The organism is Picosynechococcus sp. PCC 11901, from assembly GCF_005577135.1.
GTDB lineage: Bacteria > Cyanobacteriota > Cyanobacteriia > Cyanobacteriales > MRBY01 > MRBY01.
Genome location: NZ_CP040360.1, coordinates 2,491,203 through 2,511,553, shown reverse-complemented (window position 1 = coordinate 2,511,553; position 20,351 = coordinate 2,491,203). Strand labels below are relative to the sequence as shown.

Sequence of the window (20,351 nt, the reverse complement as noted above, 5' to 3'; positions counted from 1 at the left end):
GTAAAGGAAAGGGGGCGATCGCCTAAACTATTCAGAAGCAATTTTTCATCTGGATTTTATTTTTGCCAACTATGTTCCCTTCTAGCCGCCCCCGTCGCCTTCGCCAAAGTGAGTCGCTTCGCCGCATGGTGCGGGAAAATACCTTCACGGCCAATGATTTGATCTATCCCCTCTTTGCAGTGCCCGGAGAGGCGATCGCCAACGAAGTAAAGTCGATGCCCGGCGTTTATCAACTGTCCATCGACAAAATTGTCACCGAGGCCAAGGAAGTTTGGGAACTGGGCATTCCGGCGGTGATTTTGTTTGGCATTCCCCCCGAAAAAGATAACGATGCAACGGGGGCTTGGCACGATTGCGGCATTGTCCAAAAGGCAACCACGGCGATCAAGGAAGCGATCCCCGAAATGACCGTCATTAATGACACTTGCCTCTGTGAATATACGCCCCACGGTCACTGCGGCTACCTGCAAACGGGAGATTTAACCGGACGCGTCTTAAATGATCCCACCCTCGAATTGCTAAAAAAAACCGCTGTGTCCCAGGCCAAAGCTGGCGCGGATATTATTGCGCCTTCGGGGATGATGGATGGTTTTGTTGCCGCGATTCGTGAAGGTTTAGATGAAGCCGGGTTCACCCAGATTCCGATCATGGGCTATTCCGCAAAATATGCTTCGGCTTACTATGGCCCCTTCCGGGATGTGGCCGAATCTGCCCCTCAATTTGGCGATCGCCGCACCTACCAAATGGATCCGGGCAATGGCCGCGAAGCCCTCAAGGAAGTGGAACTCGACATCCTCGAAGGGGTAGATTTTGTCATGGTCAAACCGGCCCTCGCCTACATGGATATTATTTGGCGGGTCAAGGAAATGACCAACCTGCCCGTCGCCGCCTACAACGTTTCTGGGGAATATTCTATGGTCAAAGCCGCCGCCTTAAATGATTGGATTGACGAGAAAAAAGTCGTCCTCGAAACCCTCACGAGCTTTAAACGGGCGGGCGCAGATTTGATTCTCACTTACCACGCTAAAGACGCTGTGCGCTGGTTAGCAGAGTAAATTTTGGCCTGGGGTATATTTTCCCCGAACAAACAAATGAATGAATCATGGGGACGCTTTTCAGTTGTCCCCTTTTTTGTGATCAAAAAAAGCCCCGTAGGATGTACGGAGCCAAATTTTTTTCGGGAACTTTAACAACTATTCCACCTCGAAGCTACCACCCCAAGGCCCATAACTAGAGGTTGTAATGCCGTTGCGTTCTGTGCCGACAAAATCCGTTTGGGAACCCAGCACTTTGACCGTCACATTGCCCCCAGTCGTTGGTTCTAACAGACCCGCGTGGACAGCCGCCGTACAAATCGATGAGCCATCGCTGTAGATATCCGTGCCCCAAATTTTTTCTGTGGGTTGTCCCGCCGGACAAATCACGCTGAGGGTCTGGCCTATTTGGCTCCGCAGACCAAGCATTCCTGGGGTTGTTTCCCAGTCAATGGCCCGGACTTTGGCCGTTTGGGTGCTGGGTTGGTGGTGGCTAATCTGGGTACTGGGTTGGTGGTGGGCCACGGTGGGTGCAGGGTCATGATGGGCAAGGGTGGCAACGGGGGCGATCGCCAACCCCAAAAACACACAACTGCCAAGGGTCAAATACTTCATCGCAAACAATTACTCTAGAAAACACAGACAAAGATTATGCTTTGCCGCTAAGGAAATAGAACACTCTTCCTCAAAGTTTAAGTCCAAGCCTGATCCACTGCCATATTTGCTTCGGGGTGAATGTAGGCGGGCTTTTCTTTGCGGGGTAGCTGACCCGATAAAACGAGGTGGGCCATGGTGTCACAAATCACCCGCGTCGCCATCAGGGATGTAATATCACTAATGTCATAGGGCGGTGAAACTTCGACGATTTCTAAACCGCAGACGGGGGCATTCCGGACGATTTTACCGAGGAGAGCGAGGGCTTCCCTGGGTAATAAACCGCCTGGTTCTGGCCAACCCGTGCCGGGGACAAATCCCGCATCAATGCAGTCAATGTCAAAGCTGATATAAACACAATCAGTACCATCCAGAGCGCGCTCCAGGGCAAACTCCGCCGCCGCATCGATACCCATTTCGGTAATATCAGTCACCGTGAGAATATTGGTCGCCCGTTCGCGACAAACCTTGACCCCTTGCCGGGGCACCTGCCAACCGCCAATCCCCAACTGCACCAGATTTTTGGCGGGAGCATTGGCCATATTGGTGGCATGGAACCAAGGACAGGTGTGCATCCGCTCGTCTAAATCTGTTTCCTGGGTATCCACATGGCGGTCAAAGTGAATAATGCCTACTTTTTTATCGCCTAAATGCCGACAAACCCCCCGCACCGTGGGAAAGCCAATGGAATGGTCGCCGCCGAGAATAATCGGGAAAGCACCGGAACTAAACACATGGGCGACCCCTTTAGAAATTTGATCAAAGGATTTTTCGTTATTGGCCGGAATCGTAAAAACATCCCCCACATCACAGAGGGTAATTTGCTCCCGCAGATCAATGCCCATCTCAAAGTTGTAGGGCGTGTAGAGGGCAGAAATCCGCCGGATCCCCTGGGGGCCAAAGCGGGTGCCGGGGCGATAGGTGGTGCCAGAATCGTGGGGGACGCCAAGGATGGCCACATCATATTCACCGACCTTGCGGACATCTTCGAGGTACGGGGCCTTTAGGAAAGTATTAATCCCGGCATAGTGGGGCAGTTCTCCCCGGGAAAAAGTCGGAATGCTGCGGTCTTTGATACTGGCGGCAGCTTCGAGGCCGTATTCCAGGCCCCGGTCTACTTCCTGTTGCCAACCGGTGAGGGGGAGGTGAGATTCTTTTTCGAGGGCTGCTTGGGCTTCGCTGGGGGGACGAAAATTCGGTTGTTCACTCATGGTGATCGGGCCTTTCTTGGGACGAATTTAGTTAACGATAGCAGTAACCAAGCAAATTCTTGGTTTTTGGGCAAATTACGCAAGATAGCTTTGCATTTTATGGGGTCTGTACTGCTTCTACTGGGACTTCACGCATTAGTTGCATCACATGGTATTTGTAATCGATAAATTCCGGCGATCGCTTAATTTCGTCGCCGTGGTGGTGGGAAAAATCTACCTTTAATTCTTCTTTGACACGTCCCGGATGGGCTGCCATGACGTAGATCCGTTGACCAAGAAAAATGGCTTCTTCGACATCGTGGGTAATCAAGAGAATACTGGTTTCGGTTTGCTCCCAAATTTCTAGGAGAAATTGCTGCATATTTTCTTTGGTGAGAACATCCAAGGCCCCAAAGGGTTCATCCATTAACAAAATCTTCGGTTGGGAAGCGAGGGCGCGGGCGATCGCCACCCGTTGTTTCATCCCCCCAGAAAGCTGTTTCGGCAGTGCTTCCTGGAAAGGCCCTAAGCCGACCACATTGAGGTAGTAATAGGCCCGTTCGTAACGCTCTTTTTTCGGTACTCCCTGCAATTTCAACCCAAAGGTGACATTATCTAAAACAGAAAGCCAAGGATAGAGGGTATAGCGTTGAAAGACCATGCCCCGGTCAGCCCCAGGCCCAATAATTTCTTGCTGGTCAACGGTCACTTTGCCCGTACTCTGGGTTTCGAGGCCCGCAATGATCCTCAAGAGGGTCGATTTTCCAGAACCAGACGCTCCAACTACACAAACAAATTCGCCTCCCTCGACGTGGAGACTAATATTTTGGAGAGCCGTAATTTTTCCGTGGCGGGTTTGGAAAAACTTGTGAACTTGATCAACTTCTAAATGCATGATGTTTCTAGTCGAGAGACCAGCGGCAGAGGAATCTTTGGAGCCAAATAAAACAGAGGTCAATGAGGAGGCCAATTAAGCCAATCACAATTAAGCCAGCGAAAATTTGGTCTGTATTTAAAAATCTTTGGGCGACACTAATGCGCCGACCTAGCCCTTCTGTGGCGGCCACCAATTCTGAGACGATTACCAAGTTCCAGGAGGCGGCGATATTCACCCGGCCAGCGTCAATGATTTTGGGCAAAATATAGGGAAAAATCACTTTAATGACGATTTGGGGTCGATTTCCCCCCAGGGTGTAGGTGGCCTCAATCAGTTCTTTGGGGACAAACTTGACGGCATCCATAATCATCAAAGTATTGAAGAAAAGGGTGCCAATAAAAATTAATAAAACCTTGGGAATTTCCCCGACGCCGAAATATAAAACCAATAAGGGAATAAAAGCGGGGGCCGGCATATAACGAACAATGCCGATGATCGGTTCACACAGCGCCCGGATACTGGCAAAGGCCCCCATCAAAATGCCCAAGGGAATCGAAATGATGACCGCGAGACTAAACCCCGTCAGCACCCGCAAAACGCTGTAAATAATGTCTTTTTGCAGGTCGCCGCTGGCCCACAAATTGGCGATCGCCTCCCAGACAGCCATGGGGGTCGGTAGAAAGAGCGGTTTAACCCAGCCCTGACTGGAGATAATTCCCCATAGAATCAGAGGCAACAGAATCGAGGCGGACATCAACAGCCAGCGTAACTTTGGGGGAATCCCAGAGGTGATATCCCAAAATAAAGAGGGCTTGAGCATCCGGAAAGAGGGTTTGATAACGGGCGCTTTAGTCATGGCGATCGCCAAAATAATGGATTTAAAAAATCCCCCGGAATAAGAAGACCGAGGGGTGCAAAAAGCTACTGTTTTTCTGCGTAGGCTTTAACAAAAGAAGGATCAAATAAACCACTGAGATCCGCTGGCGCCTCAATTAACCCCGCATCCACCAAGAAAGTATTAATTTCCTGGGCAGCGTAGTTCAGGGAGATCATGCTTTCTTCTGTAGAATCAAAGGCCGTTAGGTTATCTTCAAGGCTAAAAATTGTCGTTCCCGCATCATATTCTTGATATTCTTCGACGGAAACATTGGCCCGGGCCGCCATGATTTCCAGGGCTTCCTCTGGATTTTCTTCAATGAAATCTAGCACCGCAAACCAAGTATCCACTAACCCTTGGACGGCTTCGGGATTATTTTGAATTAGCTCCCGACTGACCACCAAATGATCCGGAATTGCCCCCGGAAAATCCGCCGAAGAAATGAGCGTTTTACTACCTTCTCGCTCTAAAGCCTGGGTCGTAAAGGGGGCAAAGGCTCCCACCGCATCCACCTGACCAGCGACAAATGCAGCGGCGGCGGCCCCCGTTTCTAGGGGTTTGATAATCACATCATCGGGGCCAAGGCCAGCTTCCTGGAGTGCCAGCAATAGGAGAAAATGATCGACGGTGCCCTCTTCAATGGCGATGGTTTTTCCCTGTAAATCCTCAATACTATTAATGCCTTCGCTGACAATAATTTGATCATTCCCTGTGGAGTTATCATTCACCAGAACAATCACTTGTTCAGAACCCGCTGCCACTGAACTAATCGTGTCATTCAGGGTTTGGGTATTTGCGTCTAGCTGTCCCGCCGCAAAAGCATTAATTGAATCTAAATAACCATCAAACCAAGTCAGGTTTACATCAACGCCATTCGCTTCAAATAGGCCTTTTTCTGCGGCAATTTGCCAAGGAAACCAACCGGGCCACGCACTAAAACCAAGGGTAATTGTTTCTGTTTCCGCTGTTGGGGTTTCCGGAGTTTCACCTGTTGTTGTGGGCGGTGTACTTTGGCAGCCGACGGTCAAGGCAAGACCCGCACAAAATAGCGCCGGTCGGATCAGAAGACTAGGCAGTTTTAGCATAGGAAAATGACAAGAATAAACGCAAGGGATCAATTAAAAGGCGATCGCACCTTGCCTGTTGTTTATCCTGTTTTCAGACAAATTATGCTGTAACTTTCATTACATCTTCTCGATGACAACTTTTTTTAACCCAGTCGTACCAAGTTTCTAAACCTTCCCCAGTCTGGGCAGAAACGGGGATAATCGTCGCGTGGGAATTCATTTGGCGGACATGATCAATAATCCGTTGGACATTAATGTTTAGATAAGGAACCAGGTCAATTTTTGTAACCAATAAACAGTCCGCTTCTTGGAACATAACGGGATATTTGAGGGGTTTATCTTCTCCTTCCGTCACACTAAGGAGGGCAATTTTGGCATGTTCACCCACTTCAAATTCGGCGGGACAAACGAGATTGCCCACATTTTCCACAAGCAACAAATCAAAGTTATTGGGGTTATATTCCTGTTCGAGGCGGTGTAGTCCCCCAGAGACCATCTTGGCATCTAGATGGCAGGAACGCCCGGTATTAATGGGAATCACAGGCACGCCGTATTGACGGAGGCGATCGGCATCGAGCTCTGTGGTCATATCCCCTTCGATGACGGCCATTTTGAGGTCATCTCTTAGGGCGGCCAGGGTTTTTTCGAGTAAAACGGTTTTACCAGCACCGGGACTACTCATCACATTGAGGCAGGTCAGGCCCCAGGCATCAAAATGTTCACGGTTGTGGTCAGCGAGGTCTTGGTTGGCATGGAGGAGATTGACCCCCAGGGCAGCGTCAAAGGTCTGGTGCATGGTGGTTGGTTCCTAGGAATGGAGAGTTAAGGGAGCGTATTCAATGCGGTCGATTTTTAGCTCACGACCGGAGCGGATATCATCCATGGGCTGATGACAGTCTGGGCAAGAGTATTGCAGGCCAATGTTGGGGGCATATTCTTGTTGGCAGGTGTGGCAGTAGGCAATCAGGGGCGTTTCTTGGATCACCAGGGCTACCCCATCGAGAAACGTGCCTTTGGTTTGGGCAGCAAAGGTGAACTCTAAGCTGACGGGTTCAACGCAGGTAAATTGCCCCACGATGAGGTGGACTTTTTCGATCTTGACGGGTTCGGGATGGCTCTCCTGCCAATCTTTAATGGTCAAGATGAGTGCCTTGGTCATGTCCACTTCATGCATCGCCAGAGGCTCCGGATTGAGGGCTACTTTCGTCCACGATACAACAGGAATTGGGACAGAAATGTTTAGTTTATTGTTGACTGGAGGAATGGATGAATGCTCATGCGGGGTTGTTCATGAGGGCTTGAATTTGGGCGATCGCCTCTGGGATATTCTCGACAACTGAAAACTGACCGGGAGCAAGTTCCGTAAAAAAGGCTTGGGTGGCCGGGCTGGGTTGCCAGAGAATGACGGGTTTGTGGTTTTTCAGGGCGAGGGCAATTTCTGAGACGGTGCCCAAACCGCTGCCCACTGCCACCACCACATCGGCACTGAGAACATTGACGTTATTGCGTCCGTGCCCCAAATCCGTACAGATGGCAATGTCGATACTGTCGGCTAAACCCTGGTGATCCTTCCCGGGCAAAATGCCCACCGTTAACCCCCCAGCTACTTTTGCTCCCTGACTAGCAGCGGCCATCACTCCAGCAGCCCGGCCCCCGGTGAGCAGCACCCACCCTGCTTCGGCGATCGCCTTTCCCAGATCGTAAGCGGCGGTTAAATTTTCTGGAGTAGCGCCGGCTCCCGGCCCCATCACCCCGATGATCGTTTTGCGCATTGTTAATCTAGTTCCCGGCGACCTTCTAAGGCCCTGGCCAAAGTGACTTCATCGGCATATTCCAAATCACCGCCCATGGGCAAGCCAAAGGCAATGCGGGTGACTCTAGTAAAGGGTCGCAGCAGTTGCGCCAGGTACAACGTCGTCGTTTCCCCTTCCACGCTGGGATTGATCGCTAAAATCACTTCCTTGGTTTTCTCGGCGCTTACCCGTTGTACTAGGGCCTGGATTGTCAGTTGCTCCGGGCCAATGCCATCCATCGGCGAAATTACGCCCCCCAGGACGTGATATTTTCCCCGATATTCCCGGGTTTTTTCGAGGGCGATCACATCCCTGGAATCCGCCACCACACAAATTACGTCCGGCTCCCGTTGGGGATTGCGGCAAATATCACAAACCGAAGTGGCCGACAGATGGAAACATTTTTGGCAAACGCCCACCTGTTTTTTCGCGTTCAATAGTGCCTGGGCAAAGGCTTCCACATCCTTTTCCGGACGCTTGATAACGTATAAGGCAAGGCGTTGGGCGGTTTTCGGGCCAATACCAGGTAAGCGCTGGAACTGTTCGATCAAGCGGGCGAGGGGGGGCGTATAAATGGCAGGTTCCTCCAGGGACGGTCAAATTCTCCGAACCCTATTCTAAAAGGCGATCGCCTCAGCCTTAATAGTGGGTGCCTGATTTCCGGTGGTGGACGGCGGTCATGCCGTTATTTTGCAGCACTTGCCCCTTGTCGGTGGTCGCATAGATCACCCAATGGTCACCACATTCGAGCCGATTCGCCACAGTACATTCGAGATAAGCCAGGGCATCGGTGAGGATTTGACAGCCATTGTCCGCCGTTTCCGTTGCCACCCCAGCAAAACGATCCTCCCCAGGGGCAAAGGGTTTGAGGAAATGTTTCATCAGCCCTAAATGGTTCCCCTCCTGGAGGACATTAATCACGAAATTCGTCCCCTTATGGAGGAGAGATTCGATCGCCCGTTCCTTAGCCACCGCTACCGTAAAGCCAGGAGGATTGAATGTTGCTTGGGAAACCCAGGAAGCCAGCATCGCCCCAGACAGGTTGTCCTGTTGGGTCGTAACGATACAAAGGGAACCGACAATCCGGCCCAGGGCTTGTTCCAGGTTGTCCGATTGGGATGTGGAAGCCACATTTTGTTTAGGTTGCCGCCGTTTAGCCGCTTTTTTAATCGCCTGGGCAAAGTCTGTCCCTGTTTCTTCGCAGGTTTTTAGGGTCACTTCTGTGGGTTTAAATTTGACGCGGATTGGCTCGAAGCCCATCTGGTAGCCCGCATCTTTAAATTTGCCTTCGAGGAGATCGATCGCCTCGCCGCTCCAACCAAAGGAACCAAAGACCCCAGCCAGTTTATTTTTATCGGCATTATTTAGAACGATTCCCAGGGCCGTTTGGATCTGGGTCGGGGCATGGCCGCCGAGGGTCGGGGAACCCATCACAAAGCCACTGCACCGGGAAATGGCCCCTTTAATTTCCTCTGGGTCAGCGTGTTCGGCGTTAAAGGTTTCGACCATCACCCCCGCTTTGGAAATGCCATGGGCGATCGCCTGGGCGACAGTAGCCGTATTCCCATAGGCAGAGGCATAAATTAGAGCAACAGACAGCTCATTTTTTTGTTTTTCAACCCAAGCGCGATAGTTATTAAACAGTTCCTGGCGACTGTAGCGGATTAAGGGGCCGTGACCAGGAGCATAGATTTTCGCAGGGATATCTTCAATTTTGTTCAAACCAGCGAGGGTTTGGCGGATGGAACTGGCCATCACACAATCGAAATAATAGCGGCGGTCTTCGTCGTAAAATTGCCAGCCTTCGTCAAAAACTTGGTTGCCGCAAACGTGAGCACCAAAAAATTTATCCGTAAAGAGAATTTCCTCTTGGGGATCGTAGGTGCAGAGGTGACCGGGAAAACGGGGAGTCGGCGTCGGGATAAATTCCAGCCCATGGCCTTTGCCCAAATCGAGGGTGTCACCACTTTTAACGATCTGTACCTTGGGGGTTTCATCCTTGAGTAAATCCTTGAGGGCGATCGCCGCTGGGTTAGAACAAACCAACGTCACTTGGGGCGCAAGTTTGAGCAGTGCCTTGAGGGTAAAACAGCGGTTGGGGTTGGTATGGCCGAGGACGATGTAATCCAGTTGGCTTAGGTCTGTGCGGTTTTGAATTTCTGTTAAAAATAGCTCAGAAAAAGATTCTCCAGGGGGATCAAGCAATGCCGTTTTTTCCCCAGTGATCAGGTAGCTATTAGCTGTTGTCCCCTTTTGTAAGCCGTACTCAATCTCGAATTTGAGGCGATCCCAGGTGCGCGATCGCAGCAGCAGAACGTCATCACTCACCAAATAGGGCTGGATATCTCTGGGGGGTGTTGCAACGGCCATAAAATTTTGGGGATCAAAATGTGCTTCAAATCCCAGTATCGCAAACTTCGGCGGGCGATCGCTATTCAAAAACAATGTGTAAAATTTATCGCCCCAATTGGCAAACTCAATGCCCCAATCCCTTAATTTGCTGTGAGATAGGGGGCAATGGTACGTTCAATCATCGCTAACAATTCCGCCTGGGTCGCGCCATAGGCCAAATGGGCGGCGATCGCCAATCCGCCTGCGCCCACTCCTTCTTTGACGTAACCCTGTTCGTAGGATTGCAGTTGTGAGTATTGAGAATTCGTAAAACTGAGTTGCGTCGCTAATAGGGGCACATTCCCGATTAAATTGGCCAAACCCACCGTGTCTCCCGTCGGATCTTCTGCGACCCAGCGCGTCGTGCCCACCGCAATATTTTTCGGATCAAAATCAAGCGAATGGTACTTACAAATCCGTTCCATCAAGGCATACACCGCTAACATTTGTGTTCCCCCTGCGAGCAAAACCCCTTGAGTCCTGCTTAAGGCGATCGCCATGCCAGCGACGAAAATCTGCATCGGATCGCCCACTGCGGCCACCACTGCAAAAGGATCAGGGTTTGGGTTTAAATTTGCTTTTTTTAAACCTGTTTGCACAATTTGCCACTTTAAAGCGTGGTTACATTCGATATAACTGCTATTCACTTTCTGGTTGGCGTCATAACCTAATCCTGTTAATACCCCCAATGCCGTTGTGGTGCCTGCCACCACACATTCTCCTAACACGAATAAATGATTTGGATGTCGGGTTGCTAATGTTTCGCCCCAGGTTAAACCCCGCTCAAAAAGTTTGTTCACCGTTGAAAATTCGAGGGCCTTTCCTGTCGAAACACACCTTGCTTTTTGACCACTGACATCAATACAATCCACGGCATTTCTGTCTGGTTTAAGCCATAATCCTGTGTCGAATAAATAGGCAGGAATTTGATAATACTGCAAAATAGCACGGGATAAAATCGCCGGCGACGCCCCGACAATTAACGGTGGTAAGGGATAAATTGCTTTTTCTCGGAAACCATGACAAATACATTCGGCATCGGCGATCGCCGTATATTTGCGCGCCTCTGGGGTGGCCCCGGCAGCGGAAATGTTCGGAATTAAAGCCGTATCTGTAAAGCCCAAGCCACAGGCGAAAACGACCGATTTTTGCTGGTGATTACTGAGCCAAGCCTGGCCCTGGGTCTGTTGTGTATAAATGCGGATCATTTTGCCTTTTCTTGCCCTCAGTCTAGCCAGAACTATATTTCTCTCCTAAAAAAATTAGGAGAATCGCAATGATCCCCCTAATCTTCCTACTTATTCGTGATATTTCCGAACATCAAGATTCAATAACCAAGACAGAAATTCTTTAGCGGAAACGCTTCTTCCGACGGGCCACAGCCTTACGCTTGCGCTTCTCGATGGGCGTTTCAAAGTGACGACGACGTTTGATATCAGCAAAAATACCAGCTTTAGAAACTTGACGCTTAAAGCGACGTAATGCAGATTCGATATTTTCGTTTTGTCCAACAACCACTTGGGTCATAGGGTATCCTCCTTTGTTGGTGATGTTATTAATTGAAATGAATGGAGCCGGGCAAATGATTTTTTACATCATTTCCTCGAAAAACATTTGGCAAACTGCCAGATATACGATCTTAGGATCTTTTTGGGGGGAGTTGCAAGGTTTATCCTGTGAGGCATTCAGAAAAATGAGCTTAATCGAAAGCCACTTAAGGAAAGGCAACACCGGATCAAAACACGGTAGTCAGTGTCGTTTTTTCGAGGTTTATCAGCCAATAAAGCTGATTCTTTAATTAAAGTCCCGTACACCACCTCCAAAGGGGGTATTCAAAAGGCTCGTGAATCTTGATGGGAAAAAATATTTCACTCAGACTGCTAACAATACCAAAAAACCGGCAATTAAACCACTCAACATAATGCTGCCGCACCAATAGGCGAGTTTGGGATTGCCAATTGTCCGGGTGAAGCCCACTTTCACAAGGGTATTGGCCGTTACCGCGAGCCAAATGCCGTACATGGCAACTTTTTCGGGAAGGTCGTCTTGTACCGCGTTGGCGAGGGATAAACTCACGGCATCGACATCGGCAAAGCCAGACAGGGCAGAAAGGAGATAAATACCTTGTTCGCCAAATTCTTCCTGGGCCCACCGCACCAACAGGGATAAAACCACCAGGAGAGCGGTGTATTGAATTGCGGAACCGAGTTCAACGGGATTATTCACGTTCACTTCGGCGGGGGGTCTGTCCTGGGGCTGGGTTTTCCAACGGGCGATCGCCACTGCGGCAATCACAGGAATCAAACCCAAAATTAATAAAGGAGCCGCTAACTTGTAGGCCAGAGTTTGGCTGACCACAGCAATCACCAACAGTAGCCTGGGGGCCATAATGCCGTTGGCGAGAACAATGCCAGCCGCAAGGGAAATGGTTTCGCTGGGCTGTTGTTTGGCCATACGAGAAAAGGAAACCGTCAAGGCAGTGGAAGAAGCAATCCCCCCAAAAAAGCCCGTTAACATCAGCCCAACCTGACTACCTAAAATGCGAATTGCAAAGTAACCAATGTAGGAAATGCCTGCAATTAACAACACTAGCCAACCGATCGCCCGTGGATTAAGAGCATTCCATGGCCCCATGGCTTGGTTGGGCAGAAGGGGTAATACGACCACCGCAATCAGCAGTAGTTGGAGGGTTGCAATTAATTCCTGGCGCTGGAGCCAATTGAGGGTTTTCGTAAGTTCCGGTTTTGCCCCCAGGATCCAGGCCACCACCACCGCCACGGCGATCGCCTCTTGGGTAAAGCCACTCAGGGCCAAGGCTCCCAGACAAAAGGTGATCATTAAGGCCAATTCTGTCGTGCTGCCATAATCACCGGATTTTTTCGCGGTCAAAACGTAGGAGGTGGCCACCAAACCCGCTAAACCGAGGAAAATGCCGACAAGAATACCAAATCCCCAACTTTGCGCCAGTAAAGCGGCAATTCCCCCCAGTAAGCCACAAATTGAAAAATTGCGGAGGCCGCTATCGCCGTAACCCTCATCGTCGGCCCGGTTGCGCCAGCCCCGTTCTAGGCCAATAATCACCCCCAAGGCTAAGGCGATCGCCAACTCGACAATCACATCTAAATTCATCGCATTCCTCAAATTTTCAACCTTAGCTTACCCACATTTAGGGGTCACAAAAATTTAAAAAACGCCTGAAACAGCCGCCAATTTCGGTTAGCATAGCTCGTAATCTCGCCGCAATTTCTCGCAATTTTCAGCGAATTTCGGAGTATGACAACGCCAGATTATTACAAAGTGCTCAACATTTCTCCGAAGGCCACCCAGCAGGAGATCAAAAACGCCTATCGTCGCCTCGCGAAGCAATACCACCCAGACACCTGCGATAAAAGTCAAACCGCCAACGGCGATCGCATTGTGGCCCTAAACCATGCCTACGAAATCTTGGGGGATGCCCACCAGCGCAAGCAGTATGATCTCAGTCGGGATGCGGCAAACTATCGCGGAATTCGCTCGGCCCAGGGGACAACGGTGCGCCCCCGCCAAACCATGGAAACGGATTTAGATGTTTGGTTACAGCACATTTATCGACCGTTAAACCAGGCAATTTTAAAGATTATTAAGCCCCTAGAAGCTCAAATTGATGAGTTGGCAGCCGACCCCTTTGACGATGATCTGATGGCAACGTTTCAAACCTATTTAGAAGATTGCCAAGCCATTTTAGACCAGGCCCAAAAATTATTTCAATCGTTACCAAATCCAGCTAATGTAGCGCGGGCCGCACGGGATTTATATTATTGCTTAAATCATCTGGGTGACGGGCTAGAGCAATTGGAATGGTTTACCCTCAATTACAATGAAGAATACCTCCATAGTGGCCAGGAAATGTTTCGCCGTGCCGACCAGTTTTCTTGGCAGGCCCAGGAGGCGATCGCTCAATTATAAGAATATAATTTTGCCGTAATTGGCCATTGAATAAAATCTAACAGTCAAGCCATCAAACCCAGAGGAAAAAACATTAAAGTGAATTGGCAGGTTTTAGCAACACCACAGGTGCCGGACTCTTTTATTCGGCGGGTCGAAATCCTGACCGATGGCAAAGGCGATCGCCATTTAGCCCAACTCCTATGGCAACGGGGCTTTAATGATGAAAATACCTTAGCTGGCTTCCTTAACCCAGAGGCTTACGCGCCAACTTCTGCTTTTGCCTTTGGCCAAGAAATGAAACGGGCGATTCACCGCTTGATACAAGCGAAAGAACGGGGTGAAAAGGTTGCCATCTGGGGAGATTTTGATGCCGATGGCGTCACCGCAACAAGTGTTTTATGGGAAGGATTAGGACAATTTTTTCCCCAAGAAACCCAATTAACCTATTACATTCCCAATCGTTTAACAGAATCCCACGGCTTAAATAATCCAGGCATTGACCGCCTGAAAACCTGGGGTGCAAGTTTAATGATTACCTGCGATACTGGTAGCACAAACTTGACAGAAATTGTCCATGCGAAAAACCTTGGCATTGACTTAATTATTACCGATCACCACACTTTACCGGAAACCAGACCCGACGTTTTATCGATTATTAATCCCCGTTATTTTGCTGAAAATCATCCCCTATTTCATCTGTCTGGGGTTGCCGTGGCCTATAAATTAGTTGAGGCGTTATCGGAAACTCTACCGGATCCGGCAAGGCCGCCCGTTACCGATCTCTTAGACCTCGTGGCGATTGGTTTAATTGCAGATTTAGTGGCCCTCAAAGGAGATTGTCGCTATCTGGCCCAGGTGGGGATCCAAGCCCTGCAAAAACAAACAAACCCGAAAACTGTCGTCCATCCAGGCATTAAAGCGCTCCTCGACAATTGCCATAAAACCGGCGATCGCCCAACCGATATTTCCTTTGGCATCGGGCCACGGATTAATGCCGTCAGTCGCATCTATGGGGATGCAAGCTTTTGTGTAGAACTGCTCACCAGTCGTGAACGGGGGCGCTGTGGTTACCTCGCCCAACAGACAGAACTCGCCAATGCCCGTCGTAAAGAGATTCAACAAAAGGTCGTCCAGCAGGCCAAGGCCCAGATCGAAACCCTAGATTTATCGACCACGAGCGTTTTAGTGGTGTGTGATGCCCAGTGGCAGGGGGGCGTACTGGGATTGGTAGCGAGCCAAATTGCCCAAACCTTTGGCCGCCCGACCATTCTTTTAACCTACGACTCAGAGCAAGACCTCTGGAAAGGATCCGCCCGTTCCGCCCACGGCATCGATTTGTATGATTTGGTGCAAGCCCAAAGTCACCTGTTGCATCGCTTTGGCGGGCATCCCTTTGCGGCGGGTTTGAGTATACGGCCCGAAAATTTGGCGATGTTTAAAACGGCGATTAATCAGCAGGCCCGGCAGCAGTGGGGGAGTTCCATGGAAACGAATCAGGAAGAAATCACCGTTGATCTTGTGGTGGCGATCGCCGACCTGGGGGAATCATTATTTCAATCTTTAGAATGCCTAGAACCCTTTGGGATGGGGAATCCAAAACCAAAACTATTGATCAAAGACTGTGGTCTGACGGTGACTGGATTTAGCAAATTGCGGGACAAATTTAATCGCAAACTGAATTATTTCAAGACAAACTTTGAGCTTTGGGATGAAACGGATCAAATTAGTGGCATTTGGTGGGGCGGCCATCCCGACGATTTAACCCAGGGGGCGGGGCTGGACGTAGTAGTTGAGCTAGACCGCAAAGAGGCCCAGACCCAGGATCAATATTTTGTGCGTCTCTTGGCTGTAGCGCCGACCGCAAAAATCGCCGCAGAATCGGCTCCACAAACATTACTCGACTTTCGGCATCAGTCTCTCCCCCAGGAAGCTTTGGATCAGTATGTACTGCAACAGGATTGTCCGGTCACTTGGCAGGAGCTTTATGGGAATTATCAACAGGCGATCGCCACGGGGAAACCTTTGGCCCTCCACTATGCTTCCCCAACTTCCCGTACTCCGGAACAGTGTTTTAAAACTTTGATTGGCATTGCAAAATATGTACTGGCCCAGGATCAAACGGTTTCCCTGGCTGACCTGAAAGCAAAACTCCATTGCGGCGATCGCCCCTTAGATTTCGGTCTAAAGGCTTTAAAGAATGTCGGCTTTGTCGCTGAAATTCAAGGCGAACAAGTGCGTTTTCAGCAGACGACCATCACTCCTGATCCAGAAGCTTTTGCCCAATTTAAACAGGCAATCCTCGAAGAGCAATTCCAAAAGCAGTATTTTGCCCAGGCTCCCCTCGCCGTCATCCAAGCCACCCTCGAAAAAATTCCGGTCTAAATCGCAAAACTTACTCCGGCGCAGTCTGTAGCTGTTGGTAGAAAGTTTGGGCTTGGTCAAAATTTGGGGCGATCGCCAGGGCTTGATTCACCTGAGCCAACGCCTGGGTTGAGTCCCCTTGACGACTATAAATAATGCCCAGATTGTAATGGGCGAGGGCATGGATGCTTGCGGGCTCCTCCGGGTGATCCGGCAATGACAACACCGTCTGCAACAACGCTTCTGCGTCGTCCAACTGGCCCATACTGATGTAGATCAAGCTCAAATTGATATAGGGATCAACAAAATTCGGATCAACGGCGATCGCCCTTTGGTAGGCGGCGATCGCTTGGTCAAAATCAGCCAGTTCATGGAACTCAACCCCCGACTGATAAGCTGCTTTTCCCGCGGCAGTTGGGGGCAACTCTAAACTCTGAGCTAAGGACGGTACTACCTCTGAAACGACGGGAAATTGGGGTTCTGAAACCATTGCAAATACAACATTCAACATAAATTTTTCGACGACCCATTAGATATCGGCAACTATGGCCACTTCTCTAGCTTAACGATGGAGTACCTACAGAACGAATAGTAAAGAAACTTTACAAAAGCAGTTTTTAGGAGAGCAACCTTGGCAAATATGAAAAGAAAATGAGATAATCTGGCTAGGATCTTTTCATAATTGTTTCATGATTCGGATAAACTTACCGCGTCAAACCCTTGGCTTAGTCGGTATTGTCTGCGGCATTTGGTTAGTAGGTTGTACCCAGCAAGCGGCTCCGCCAGTCGATAGTGATGTTTCGACCAATAACGAAACAACGGTTAATAATACAGACGGGCGCAAAAAAGTCTTAACCACATTCACCGTGATCGCCGACATCGCCCAGAATGTGGCTGGTGATAAATTAATCGTTGAATCCATCACCAGAATTGGGGCCGAGATCCACGGCTATGAACCCACCCCTAGCGATCTCGTGCGGGCCCAGGATGCGGATTTATTGCTCTATAACGGCATGAATTTAGAACGGTGGTTTGAGCAATTTTTAGGCAATCTCAACGATGTCCCCGCCGTCATTGTGACCGAAGGCATTGAACCGATTCCCATTGCCGAAGGCCCCTATACCGACAAGCCCAATCCCCATGCTTGGATGTCGCCAAAAAATGCCCTGGTTTATGTCGAAAATATCCGTAAGGCCTTTGTGGCACTCGATCCAGACAATGCGGCAACCTATAACGCCAATGCTGCCGCCTATAGTGCTGAACTAGAGGCGATCGCCGCCGAATTTGAAGCCGATCTTAATCTCGTTCCCGAAGCACAACGAACTTTGGTCAGTTGTGAAGGCGCATTTTCTTACCTCGCCCGGGACTATGGCCTTGATGAAATCTATATTTGGCCCATCAACGCCGAACAACAATTTACTCCTAAGCAAGTCCAGAGCGTTATTGCCCAAGTAGAAGCCAACGACGTCCCCACCATCTTTTGTGAAAGTACCGTCAGCGACGAAGGACAAAAAGAAGTGGCTAAGGCGACGGGAGCCCGCTTTGGGGGGAACCTCTATGTCGATTCCCTCTCAACCCCCGATGGCCCAGTCCCCACGTTTCTAGATCTCCTCGAATATGACGTGCGGACGATCGCCAATGGTCTCCTTGCGGGAACGGCCCAGTAAAAGCCAACCCACTTAAATCAAACTTTCCCAAACCCACTACCCCTGTAAAATGCGATGACTTACCCAATCCCAGAAATCGCCGTTGAGAACATCAGCGTCACCTACAGCAACACTCGCCTCGCCCTGTACAACACCAGTTGTCACGTCAAGCCAGGTACCATTACTGCCCTGGTTGGCCCCAATGGTTGTGGCAAATCAACCCTGTTTAAATCGATCATGGGTTTTTTGAAACCGACCCAGGGGCATGTCACGATTGCCGGTCAGTCGGTGCAGCAAGCCCAGAAAAAACAACTGATGGCCTATGTCCCCCAGGCCGATGAAGTGGATTGGAACTTTCCCGTGAGCGTGTTTGATGTAGTGATGATGGGTCGCTATGGCTATATGAATCTGCTGCGGATTCCCAGTCAAAAAGACCGTCGTTTAGTGATGGAAAGTCTAGAGCGGGTAGATCTGGTGGAATTCCGTCACCGTCAAATTGGCGAACTCTCCGGCGGCCAAAAAAAACGGGCTTTCCTCGCGCGGGCCTTGGCCCAGGAAGGCAAAATTATTTTGCTTGATGAACCCTTTACGGGAGTTGATATCAAAACAGAAAAAAGCATCATCGATCTGTTGGTGCAATTACGAGATGAGGGGCACACGATTTTAATCTCGACCCACGATCTTGCTTCGATCTCAACGTTTTGCGATCGCACCATTCTCCTCAATCGCACTGTCCTCGCCGAAGGTTACACCGCCGATACCTTCACAGAAGAAAACCTCGTGATGACTTTTGGGGGGTTACCCGTCGCCAGTCTCGAAAAATTATCCTCCCATTACCAACAGCAGCCCAACAGTTTAGAAGTAGATCAATGAGCTTAGTGAATTGGATTATTGAACCCCTACAGTATGGATTTCTCGTCAAAGCCATTTGGGTAAGTGCCTTTGTCGGCCTTGTCTGTGCGGTGTTGTCCTGCTATATCACCCTCAAGGGTTGGTCACTGATGGGGGATGCCGTTTCCCATGCCGTCGTTCCAGGAGTCGTGGTGGCCTATGCCCTAAATATTCCCTTTGCCATTGGCGCTTTCATCTTTGGTTTTGGCGCAACTGTGGCCATTGGTTATGTAAAGTCAAAAACAAGGCTCAAAGAAGATGCTGTCATTGGGGTGATTTTCACCGGGTTCTTTGCCTCCGGTTTGGTCTTAATTACGAAAATCCCCAGTAATATCGATCTTTTCCATATTCTGTTTGGCAACGTTCTTGGGATCTCCAACAGTGATATTGTGCAAACCTTAATCGCCGGCACCCTAACCTTGGTGGTGATCCTCATTCAACGGAAGGATCTGTTACTCTTTTGCTTTGACCCAAATCACGCCAAAGCCATCGGCCTAAATACTCGACTGATGTATTACACGCTTTTGTCTGTGCTGGCGTTGACCATCGTGACGGCCCTACAAACAGCGGGCATTATTCTCGTCATTGCGATGCTCGTGACCCCAGGCTCCATCGCCTATCTACTGACAGACCGCTTTGATCATATGCTGTGGATCTCTGCGGCGAGCAGCATTTTTTCCTGTGTTTTCGGCACCTATTTGAGCTATCACTTTGATGTTTCGACGGGGGGGGCGATCGTGGTTTTACTGACGCTTGTCTTTGTGTTGGCGATGTTTTTTGCGCCGAAATATGGCATTTTGAGCCAGGGCAAGTCCTCGATACCGCTGGAATCTTCGCCATAGGAAAGAATATTGCTAGCAGTTCATTGGCCTTGAGAAAGGGCGAGCCTCGCTGCCATTTAGATTAGATATGCGAAAAATTAAATATTTTAATGCGAAAAACACATCATGCAGCAATTGCATCACTTAGGATGGAAAAAATAGCTAGGTGCAATGACTATGGCAACCTTTTTGCCCAAATCTCCCCAGGCGATCGCCCCGATCATCGAACAACTAGACCGTGGGCAGGTCGTCGTGATCCATACCGACGTAGTGTATCTGCTCATTGCCAATGCCCTAAATCCCCAGGCGACCAATCAGATCCACGAACTCAAAGGCTGGGAGCCCCGCAAACCCTTGACGCTTCTTTTAACGCCCCCAAAAGTACCTGAATACGGCATCCTCAGTGCCGAAGCCCAAACCCTCGTCAATCAATTTCCCTATCCCATTAGCGTTATTCTTCCCCACCGCAACAACTTGGCCGAAGGCGTAACTGCTGGTCATAGTGAGGTTTTTGTGTCCTGTCCTGACCAATTTATCTACGACCTCGCCGCCCAAGCTCCTTTTCCCATTGCCGCTGGCACCGCAAGTTTAGGGAGTGAGATGCGTGCAAATGATGCAAAAACCGCTGAAGCCTTTTTTGGGCAACAAGTTTCACTCATTATCGATGGCGGTAAGGCCAAGGAACGCATCCGCACCACCCTCATTGATTGCCACTTGCCTTTACCGACCATTTTGAATTTTGGTCTGGTGTCCTTTGATGATCTGCGAGAAATTATTCCCCACATCGAATTGCCTTCTCACCTGCGGAAATAAAAGCTTGTC

Annotated in this window: 21 protein-coding genes; 7 read left to right on the top strand and 14 right to left on the bottom strand. The window is 49.7% G+C overall.

The window, feature by feature from the left end; all coding sequences use genetic code 11:
• Positions 1–71 precede the first annotated feature (71 nt).
• Entirely contained in the window at positions 72–1,055 is a 984-nt protein-coding gene (hemB, locus tag FEK30_RS13100) for a porphobilinogen synthase (RefSeq protein ID WP_030007507.1), read from the top strand.
• Positions 1,056–1,193: 138 nt separating this feature from the next.
• Here the strand turns inward: hemB and FEK30_RS13095 are convergent, their stop codons facing one another.
• From FEK30_RS13095 to FEK30_RS13035, 13 genes are all read right to left on the bottom strand, one after another.
• A complete protein-coding gene (locus FEK30_RS13095; protein WP_138073430.1) occupies positions 1,194–1,649 on the bottom strand; it encodes an LCCL domain-containing protein in 456 nt (151 codons plus the stop codon).
• 77 nt (positions 1,650–1,726) lie between these two features.
• Complete coding sequence (locus tag FEK30_RS13090; protein ID WP_065714373.1) at positions 1,727–2,899, bottom strand: agmatinase family protein; 1,173 nt, start codon at positions 2,897–2,899, stop codon at positions 1,727–1,729.
• Between the two features lie 97 nt (positions 2,900–2,996).
• The gene (locus FEK30_RS13085; RefSeq protein WP_138073429.1) at positions 2,997–3,773 is read right to left on the bottom strand and encodes an ABC transporter ATP-binding protein; all 777 of its coding nucleotides are present in this window, start codon (positions 3,771–3,773) and stop codon (positions 2,997–2,999) included.
• Between the two features lie 7 nt (positions 3,774–3,780).
• Entirely contained in the window at positions 3,781–4,611 is an 831-nt protein-coding gene (locus tag FEK30_RS13080; protein ID WP_065710882.1) for an ABC transporter permease, read from the bottom strand.
• Between the two features lie 65 nt (positions 4,612–4,676).
• Positions 4,677–5,717: an ABC transporter substrate-binding protein gene (locus tag FEK30_RS13075; protein ID WP_065710881.1), complete on the bottom strand. Its 1,041-nt coding sequence runs from the start codon at positions 5,715–5,717 to the stop codon at positions 4,677–4,679.
• An 82-nt stretch (positions 5,718–5,799) separates the two neighbouring features.
• Entirely contained in the window at positions 5,800–6,495 is a 696-nt protein-coding gene (gene hypB / locus FEK30_RS13070; RefSeq protein ID WP_065710880.1) for a hydrogenase nickel incorporation protein HypB, read from the bottom strand.
• 12 nt (positions 6,496–6,507) lie between these two features.
• Complete coding sequence (gene hypA, locus FEK30_RS13065; RefSeq protein ID WP_138073428.1) at positions 6,508–6,873, bottom strand: hydrogenase maturation nickel metallochaperone HypA; 366 nt, start codon at positions 6,871–6,873, stop codon at positions 6,508–6,510.
• Between the two features lie 100 nt (positions 6,874–6,973).
• Complete coding sequence (locus FEK30_RS13060; RefSeq protein WP_138073427.1) at positions 6,974–7,471, bottom strand: TIGR00725 family protein; 498 nt, start codon at positions 7,469–7,471, stop codon at positions 6,974–6,976.
• A gap of 2 nt (positions 7,472–7,473) precedes the next feature.
• On the bottom strand, positions 7,474–8,067 hold the full coding sequence (gene recR / locus FEK30_RS13055; protein WP_083500703.1) for a recombination mediator RecR: 594 nt from the start codon (positions 8,065–8,067) through the stop codon (positions 7,474–7,476).
• 64 nt (positions 8,068–8,131) lie between these two features.
• Positions 8,132–9,862, bottom strand: a complete 1,731-nt coding sequence (locus FEK30_RS13050; protein WP_138073426.1) for a diflavin flavoprotein — start codon at positions 9,860–9,862, stop codon at positions 8,132–8,134.
• Positions 9,863–9,984: 122 nt separating this feature from the next.
• Positions 9,985–11,091: a nicotinate mononucleotide-dependent phosphoribosyltransferase CobT gene (gene cobT / locus FEK30_RS13045; RefSeq protein WP_138073425.1), complete on the bottom strand. Its 1,107-nt coding sequence runs from the start codon at positions 11,089–11,091 to the stop codon at positions 9,985–9,987.
• 142 nt (positions 11,092–11,233) lie between these two features.
• A complete protein-coding gene (rpsU, locus tag FEK30_RS13040) occupies positions 11,234–11,410 on the bottom strand; it encodes a 30S ribosomal protein S21 (RefSeq protein ID WP_012307353.1) in 177 nt (58 codons plus the stop codon).
• 345 nt (positions 11,411–11,755) lie between these two features.
• Entirely contained in the window at positions 11,756–13,012 is a 1,257-nt protein-coding gene (locus FEK30_RS13035) for an MgtC/SapB family protein (RefSeq protein WP_138073424.1), read from the bottom strand.
• A 144-nt stretch (positions 13,013–13,156) separates the two neighbouring features.
• On the opposite strand from FEK30_RS13035, the gene FEK30_RS13030 reads away from it, so the two are divergent.
• Both FEK30_RS13030 and recJ read left to right on the top strand, forming a co-directional pair.
• Positions 13,157–13,828 carry a J domain-containing protein gene (locus tag FEK30_RS13030; RefSeq protein ID WP_099240660.1) on the top strand — a complete coding sequence of 224 codons (672 nt, stop codon included), beginning with the start codon at positions 13,157–13,159 and terminating at the stop codon, positions 13,826–13,828.
• A 78-nt stretch (positions 13,829–13,906) separates the two neighbouring features.
• Complete coding sequence (gene recJ / locus FEK30_RS13025) at positions 13,907–16,192, top strand: single-stranded-DNA-specific exonuclease RecJ (protein ID WP_138073423.1); 2,286 nt, start codon at positions 13,907–13,909, stop codon at positions 16,190–16,192.
• A gap of 10 nt (positions 16,193–16,202) precedes the next feature.
• Here the strand turns inward: recJ and FEK30_RS13020 are convergent, their stop codons facing one another.
• On the bottom strand, positions 16,203–16,661 hold the full coding sequence (locus FEK30_RS13020) for a tetratricopeptide repeat protein (RefSeq protein WP_168191150.1): 459 nt from the start codon (positions 16,659–16,661) through the stop codon (positions 16,203–16,205).
• A 199-nt stretch (positions 16,662–16,860) separates the two neighbouring features.
• Between FEK30_RS13020 and FEK30_RS13015 the strand changes: the two genes are divergently transcribed.
• The 4 genes from FEK30_RS13015 (at position 16,861) to FEK30_RS13000 (ending at position 20,342) form a co-directional block, all read left to right on the top strand.
• Entirely contained in the window at positions 16,861–17,838 is a 978-nt protein-coding gene (locus tag FEK30_RS13015; RefSeq protein WP_138073421.1) for a metal ABC transporter substrate-binding protein, read from the top strand.
• 54 nt (positions 17,839–17,892) lie between these two features.
• Positions 17,893–18,690 carry a metal ABC transporter ATP-binding protein gene (locus FEK30_RS13010; protein WP_138073420.1) on the top strand — a complete coding sequence of 266 codons (798 nt, stop codon included), beginning with the start codon at positions 17,893–17,895 and terminating at the stop codon, positions 18,688–18,690.
• Positions 18,687–19,550 (top strand): metal ABC transporter permease, encoded by an 864-nt coding sequence (locus FEK30_RS13005; RefSeq protein WP_099240648.1) that lies wholly within the window; start codon positions 18,687–18,689, stop codon positions 19,548–19,550. The genes FEK30_RS13010 and FEK30_RS13005 overlap by 4 nt, the downstream gene beginning before the upstream one ends.
• Positions 19,551–19,700: 150 nt before the next feature.
• A complete protein-coding gene (locus FEK30_RS13000) occupies positions 19,701–20,342 on the top strand; it encodes an L-threonylcarbamoyladenylate synthase (protein ID WP_220094724.1) in 642 nt (213 codons plus the stop codon).
• Positions 20,343–20,351 lie beyond the last annotated feature (9 nt).